Source organism: Streptomyces carpinensis, assembly GCF_002154505.1.
GTDB lineage: Bacteria > Actinomycetota > Actinomycetes > Streptomycetales > Streptomycetaceae > Streptomyces > Streptomyces carpinensis.
Genome location: NZ_MUBM01000544.1, coordinates 1 through 6924, shown reverse-complemented (window position 1 = coordinate 6924; position 6924 = coordinate 1). Strand labels below are relative to the sequence as shown.

The 6924-nt window shown below is 68.3% G+C and carries 6 protein-coding genes; all 6 read left to right on the top strand.

The genetic code is table 11. The features are described 5' to 3' along the window. Window positions 1-78 precede the first annotated feature (78 nt). Window positions 79-909, top strand: a complete 831-nt coding sequence (locus BZY54_RS45720) for a methyltransferase (protein ID WP_086731245.1) — start codon at window positions 79-81, stop codon at window positions 907-909. Window positions 910-960: 51 nt separating this feature from the next. Then, window positions 961-1596: a hypothetical protein gene (locus BZY54_RS45715; protein ID WP_086731244.1), complete on the top strand. Its 636-nt coding sequence runs from the start codon at window positions 961-963 to the stop codon at window positions 1594-1596. A 175-nt stretch (window positions 1597-1771) separates the two neighbouring features. Further along, the gene (locus BZY54_RS45710; RefSeq protein WP_086731246.1) at window positions 1772-2200 is read left to right on the top strand and encodes a hypothetical protein; all 429 of its coding nucleotides are present in this window, start codon (window positions 1772-1774) and stop codon (window positions 2198-2200) included. Then, window positions 2197-3066 (top strand): HNH endonuclease, encoded by an 870-nt coding sequence (locus tag BZY54_RS45705; RefSeq protein WP_086731243.1) that lies wholly within the window; start codon window positions 2197-2199, stop codon window positions 3064-3066. Before BZY54_RS45710 ends, BZY54_RS45705 begins: the two co-directional genes overlap by 4 nt. 386 nt (window positions 3067-3452) lie before the next feature. After that, window positions 3453-5954, top strand: a complete 2502-nt coding sequence (cas3g, locus tag BZY54_RS45700; RefSeq protein WP_158104020.1) for a type I-G CRISPR-associated helicase/endonuclease Cas3g — start codon at window positions 3453-3455, stop codon at window positions 5952-5954. Continuing rightward, window positions 5951-6924, top strand: a 974-nt coding sequence (gene cas8g1 / locus BZY54_RS45695) for a type I-G CRISPR-associated protein Cas8g1/Csx17 (protein WP_143668327.1), incomplete at its 3' end; no start/stop codon positions are given. The genes cas3g and cas8g1, both read left to right, overlap by 4 nt.

Genomic DNA, 6924 nt, shown 5'->3' with positions numbered 1-6924 from the left:
CCCCCACGCCGTCCCCGCCAGCGGCCCCCGGCCCGCAGGCACCACCCCACCCGATCAGCGAACTGCAGGAGGCAGCCCATGTTCTTCCCGACCGACGTCCTCACCGTCCTCACCGACCAGCGCACGGAGATCCGGCACGACCAGGTGCGCGTCCCGTTCGAACTCGACCGGCCGGTCTACGAGCAGGTCGACAAGGTGCTCCGGGACATGGGCGGCCGGTGGGACGGCCGGAAGAAGGTCCGCGCGCACGTCTTCCCGTACCGCATCGAGGAGTTCATGCGGCAGTGCCTGGCCGCCGGCGAGTACCCGTCGAAGAACGAGCAGGGCTGGTACGCCACCCCGCCCGCGCTCGTCACCCAGGTCGTCGACCTCGCCGGAATCCGGGCCGGGGACACCGTCCTCGAACCGTCAGCCGGGGCGGGCGCGATGACCGCCGACATCGCCAGCCGCGGCGGCCTGGTCGACGCCGTCGAACTCGACGAGCGGCGCGCGCAGATCCTCCGCTCGCAGGGCGACTGCCGGAAGGTGACGGAGGCCGACTTCCTCGGCCTCGACCCGCTCGACTGGGAGCAGGGATACGACCGGATCGTGATGAACCCGCCGTTCAACAACGGCCTGGACCACATCTTGCACGCCGTCCAGTTCATGAAGGACGACGGGATCCTCGTCGCCATCATGAACCAGGGACTCATGTGGTGGAGCGACCAGAAGTCCACCGACTTCCGCGAGGTCGTCGAAGAGGTCGGCGGCGACATCGAGCGCCTGCCCGACGACTCGTTCGCAGTCTCCGGGACCGGCGTCCGCACCTGCCTGGTCTACCTGCCCGGCTACGCCGGGAGCCGGCTGCGCACCCACGACTGGCTGATGCGCCAGCCCCGCCAGCTCGACCTCTTCGAGTTCGCGGCCTGACCCCCCTCACCCCCGCCCGGACCTCCGGGCCCCTCACAGAAGGACCCAACCATGCCCAGCACCACGACAGTGCACAGCCCCGCCCAGCTCGCCGCCGCCGTCCTCCGCGTCGCCGACATCGTCCAGGCCCGCACCGAGAAGATCGCCGAGTACGCGGACGGCCGCGCCCTCCTCGACAACCGGCTGCTCCTGCAGGTCGCCTACGACCTCGCGCCCACGGCAGCGTTCGACATGCCCGCGTTCAGCGCGGCCTGGAAGCAGAGCCTGCACGACGGCACCCGCCCCGCCCGCAAGGCCCTGTACATGGATCTGTGGGACGCGCTGGCCGCGCGGCTCCCCGGCACGCCCGGCCAGGTCGCCGGCTGCTACACCCCGGCCGAGGTCCGCGCGGTCGCCTACGCGCTCGCGCCCGAACTGCGGCCGGCCGCCGACCGGCTGACGCAGGGCCTGGCCGACGAACTCAACCTGGCCGCGCGCTTCCTCGCCAAGGGCCTGGACGAGGAGGGCACCGTGCCCTGCCTGGAGAACGGTGGGGCGCAGGTGTACGCCTCCTGGGAGCCGGGAGAGGGGCTGTGCGTGTCGCTCCACCTGGACAGCGGCGAGGTGCCCGACGTCCTCGCGAACGCGGACGGGTCGATCCCGGTCCGGATCACGGTCAACGGCAAGGAACTCTTCCGCGCTGCCTGACTGCCTCTGACCTGCGGTTTCTTGAAAGTCTCTTTGCGCAATGCGGTTTCGCAAAATAGATTACGCAAAGTGGCTTCAGGAAAGGAAGGGAGGAGAACCACCACTCACCAACCCCACCCGAAGGAGGCCCTACAGGATGAACCCACCAGAACAGTCCAGAGAGGACGAAGACCCCATGAGCGACCTCCGCATCGCCACCTGCACGTTCCAGGAGTTCCAGCCCGCCATGGGCACGCCGGTACGCACGACGGCAGGCAGGCCGCGGTTCCAACTCCCGTACGCGCTCGGCGGCCACGCGAAGCTCGTCACCCCGCCCTGGTCGCTGGTTCGCGCGGGCCTTGCGGCGGATGCCTACGAGTTCCAGTACCGGCGGATGCTGGACCAGATCGGCATCGACGCCATCCGCGAGGAACTGCTTGAGATCGCCAGAGCCAACGACCTGGACGCCCCGGTGGTCCTCCTCTGCTTCGACAAGCTGGGCATCGAAGGAAATTGGTGCCATCGCAGTCATCTGTCCAGGTGGTACACGGAGCAGACAGGCGAGCAAGTACCCGAGCTGGGCGCGATCTTCCGGTCATCGCACAGGCAGGGCGGCCTCTGGTGAAGACCTGCAAGAAGTGCCAGAAGGAGAAGCCGCTCACCGAGTTCCATCGGAACACGACCATGAAGGACGGCCGACGGAGCGTCTGCCGTGCGTGCCGGTACGCGAAGCCCGAGAACTCTGAGCTGGCCGAAGCACCGCGCCCTGAGCGGAGGGCCTGCAAGAAGTGCCGCAAGGAGAAGCCGCTCACCGACTTCCATCGGAACAAGCGGATGCGCGACGGCCGTCGCAACGTGTGCAAGCTGTGCCGCTCGCCTAACCCCGAGCAGTACCGCCCCCAGGGCTCTCCTCTACCCGACCGCAAGACGTGCCCCAAGTGCAAGGAAGTGAAGCCGATCGCCGACTTCACCTACTCCACCGGCCTGCGCACGAGCCGGTGCAAGGAGTGCCTGAAAGAGACCGCCCGCGAGGAGCGGGCGGCCAACCCGGAGGCCCAGGCGGCGCGTGACCGCCGGTACCGCGAGCGCAACGGCGATAAGGCCAGGGCCGCTGGACGTCGGCACTACCAGGCGAACAAGGCGTACTACGCGGCCAAGAACGCCGAGTGGATCAGGGAGAACCCGGTCGCCAACCGTGCCCGCCGCGCCCGGTACCGCGCCCGCAAGCTCGCGGCCCCCGGCGGCGGCGTGAGCCGGATCGAGTGGATCACTCTGCGCGACTCGTACGGCTGCTGCATCGGCTGCCTGCGCACGGACGGCCCGCTTGAGCCCGACCACGTCCACCCGCTGTCCCTCGGCGGCCGGGACCACATCGACAACATCCAGCCGCTGTGCAGGTCCTGCAACGCGTCCAAGAAGAACCGCTGCATCGACTACCGGATCAGCTTCACCAGCGCGCTCCTCCGCGAGCCCGCCTTCACCACCATCTGACCAACCTCACCTCGGCCCCGGGGCGGACAGCCGCCCGCCCCGGGGCCGACCCATGCCCGAACGGAGCCCCACCGGCCTAGCCTGGATCAACCGACGCCCCGAGACTCAGTTGCATCACGGCCGTGCTGGGCAGGTTGTTGCTCAGGACCTGCCACGTGGTCGTGCCTGCGGGCCGGTAGAAGGTGGCCAGGTCGGTTCCGGACAGGTCGCTTCCGGTCCGCGGTAGTTGAGCATCGCGGCCCTCCACTGGGTCTTCCGCAGGCATGAAACAGCCCACCTACGTGGTGCCGGTAGCCCTGGCGTGGGCCTTGTCAGCGGTGGTTGTCAGTGGGGCGTGTCAGTATGCGGCGTGGTTCGCCAACTGCGCAGTTTGGGGAGGGGTGTGCGTGGGTCGGACGTTCGTAGAGATGTTTCGTGCTGCGTTGAATGATGTCGATGCGAGGCCGTATCCGTACCAGGAGCGGCTTGCGGCGGAGGGTCTGCCGGAGTTGCTGCGGGTTCCCACGGGGGCGGGTAAGACAGCGGCGGGGGTTCTGCCGTGGTTGTGGCGCCGTCTGGAGCATCCCGAGGCCGCAGTGCGCGCCGGTGAGGCTCGGTGGTTGGTGTTCGTTCTGCCGCTGCGGTCGTTGGTCGAGCAGACGGCGGCCGTGGTACGGGAGTGGATTGCCAACGCTGGTCTAGCCGGGGCGGTGGGGGTCCATGTTTTCATGGGGGGTGAGGACCGTGACGATGACGCGTGGCGTATGGATCCGTCGCGGGCCGCGGTGTTCATCGGGACGCAGGACATGTTGCTGTCCCGGTTGTTGATGCGCGGGTATGGGGAGTCGCGTGCGCAATGGCCGGTGTCGTTTGGGTTGCTTCACAGCGGTGTGCAGTTCGTCTTTGATGAGACGCAGCTGATGGGGCCTGGGCTGCCGACGTCTGCGCAGCTGCAGGGCCTGCGTGAGAAGTTCGGTACGGGTGCGCCGTCGCGGTCGACGTGGATGTCGGCGACGCTTGCACCGCAAGAGGTGTGCACGCCCGACCACCGCGAGGTGCGAGGTGCGGTGGAGCTGGGGGAAGACGACCGGGTCGGTGGCCTGGCCGCGCGGTTGAACGCGGTGCGGCAGGTTGAGCGGGTGGAGGTGCCCGAGTCGGCGGCTGCTTACCCGGCCGGGGTGGCGCAGGTCCTGGTGGCGCGTCACGTGCCGGGGGCGCGGACGATCGCTGTGTTCAACACGGTGGAACGCGCGGTGGCGGTTCAGGCGGCCTTGGCCAAGCTCGTTCGCCGGGGCGGGCCGGAAGTGGTGCTGTTGCATTCCCGGTTCCGGCCGCCCGAGCGGGAGAGGCTGATGGGTGAGCTGAAGGCTCCGTTGTCCGCTGCTGGCCAGATCGTGGTGAGCACCCAGGTCCTGGAGGCAGGCGTCGATCTCTCGTCTCGGGTGCTGTTCACCGAGGCGGCTCTGTTTTCCTCGGTGGTGCAACGGGCCGGCCGGTGTAACCGCGCCGGTGAGTTCCCGGAAGGCGCCAACCTGCTGTGGGCCCCGCCTCCCTCCGGACGGGGGCAGTACGCGCCGTATGAGCAAGAGGATGTCGAGACTGCGGTGGAGGCACTCACGTCGTTGGAGGGAGCCTGTGTGACCTCCACGATGCTCCAGGAGATGCCCGTCGTCCCCAAGCCCGTTGTCCATCCGGTCCTGCGGAGCCGTGATCTGCTGCAATTGTTCGACACCATGCCCGACCTGAGCGGTGCGGACATCGACGTTTCCCAGTGGATCAGGGATGGCCAGGACACTACGGCCTTGGTGGCGTGGCGCGATTTGACGGACGGCAGGCCGGGCGAGCGTGAGGCGTTTCCTGCCCGCGAGGAGTTGTGCGCTGCGCCGGTCGGGGACCTCAAGACGATCGTGAAGGACTCTTTGGGTCCGTTGTGGGTCGCGGACGCGGAAGGAGCCTGGCGTCGTGCCCAGTTCGCGGACATCCGGCCCGGCACCGTTTTGCTGACCTCTACAGCCTCGGGCTGGTACGACTCGAAGCTCGGGTGGGGGCTGAAGCACCGAGGCCCGGTGACCTCCTACGTCCGGACCGGGAAAGTTCCGGACGGCATGAGCAAGGACGATGCCTCCTGCGCCGATCGGTGGGTTGACTTGATCGAGCACCTTGAGGACGTCGAACGGGAAGTCGGGCTGGTGGTAGATGGCTTGGCTCCATTGGACGGGCTGTCTGCCGGACACCTGGAGGCCGCTCGGCTGGCCGGTCGCTATCACGACCTGGGCAAGGCGCATTCCGTGTTCGCCAACACGATCCGCCGCAGTTGTCCCGAAGGCGAGCAGCCGCCGGGCGAAGGGCCCTGGGCGAAATCGTGTCACCGGATGGGTCGGCACGAGCGCAAGTACTTCCGGCACGAACTGATCAGTGCGCTGGCACTGTTGCATCCGGACAGCACTCTCCTGGGTGGCAGCGAGCACTCGGATTTGATCGCTTACCTTGCGGCGGCGCACCACGGCAAGGTGCGGGTGTCGGTGCGTTCTATGCCGGGTGAGGCCGAACGCGTGCCGCCTCGGGTCCTGGGCGTCGAACCGGCGGAGGAGGTTGGCCCGGTTGAGCTGCCGGGGGGCCAGGTGCTTCCGCGCATTGTCGTCGACCCGTCTGTCCTCTTTCTTGGCGGTGGTCCCCAGGGGGCTCCCTCCTGGACGCAGCGGACCTCTCAGCTTCTGTCCGTGCTCGGGCCGTTTCGACTGGCCTTGCTGGAGGCGCTCGTGCGTGTCGCGGACTGGCGGGCCAGCCGGGCCTACCGCACACCGCAGATCGCGCAGGACCAAGCCATCTCGTCGGACGAGCAGTCGCCGGCCGGCCCGCTGCCGATTCCTGCACAGGCGGGTGCATTCGAGCAGGAGGTGCTGTGGTGAGTATCCAGATTCCGCTGCGCGGATTGCGCGCTACGACACTGGGCGGCTACCTCAGTGCGCTCGGCCTGCTGCGTATTTTGGCGGCGCAGCACAACACCACCACATGGCTGCGCTGGGCAGACGACCTTCCCGTCCTCACCAGCGCAACCAGCATTGATGAGCTGGCCACGTGGCTCGTCAGCTCTTACAAACCAAGCCCCATCGTCTCCCCGTGGAACGCTGGATCGGGGTTCGCCAGCAACGGCAAGAGCGTGGAAGCCGAAAGGGCCGTGGCCCAGATCGAAAACAGCCACGACCCACGCCTGGCGGTACTGCGAGAGGCCATCACCGCAGGCCGCGAGGTCGTAGCCGAAGGACGTGCACGCGGCTGGGCGGGTGAGAGCCTGTGGGCCAAACAGCACAAGCAATCCGTGATCAGCCTCTGCCGCAACACCTTCCCCGACGAGGCACTGCCCTGGATCGACGTTGCTGCTGTCCTTAGCGGTCCGGATGTCCACTTCAATCCGGTGGCCGGCACGGGCGGTAATTTCGGCCGCCAGGAGCTGTCCGCCACCTACCTCCAGCATCTCGCCCTGGTCCTCGGTCCCGAAGCCGACCACAGCCATGCCGCCGCATGGGTACGCGCCGCCCTGACCGGTGCCGAAGACATCCCGTACCGGCGAGGAGCCGTCGGCCAGTTCGACCCCGGCCGCGCCGGAGGGGTCCTGGCCTCCATCTGGGGCGAGCCCGACAAGCAAGGCTTCGTCAACCCCTGGCGCACCATTCTGACCTGCGAGGGGCTGCTGCTGTTCGCCAGCGCCGCGGTCCGCCGCAACGCCGCCGAGCCGGGAGCGGCCTGGCCGTTCAGCGTGCACGCCACCCCCATCGGGCACCCCACCGCCTCGGCCCGTGAGACTGCCAAAGGCGAGATCTGGGCGCCTTTGTGGGAGCGGCCCGCCAACCTCGGCGAACTAGGGCGCGTATTGAGTCG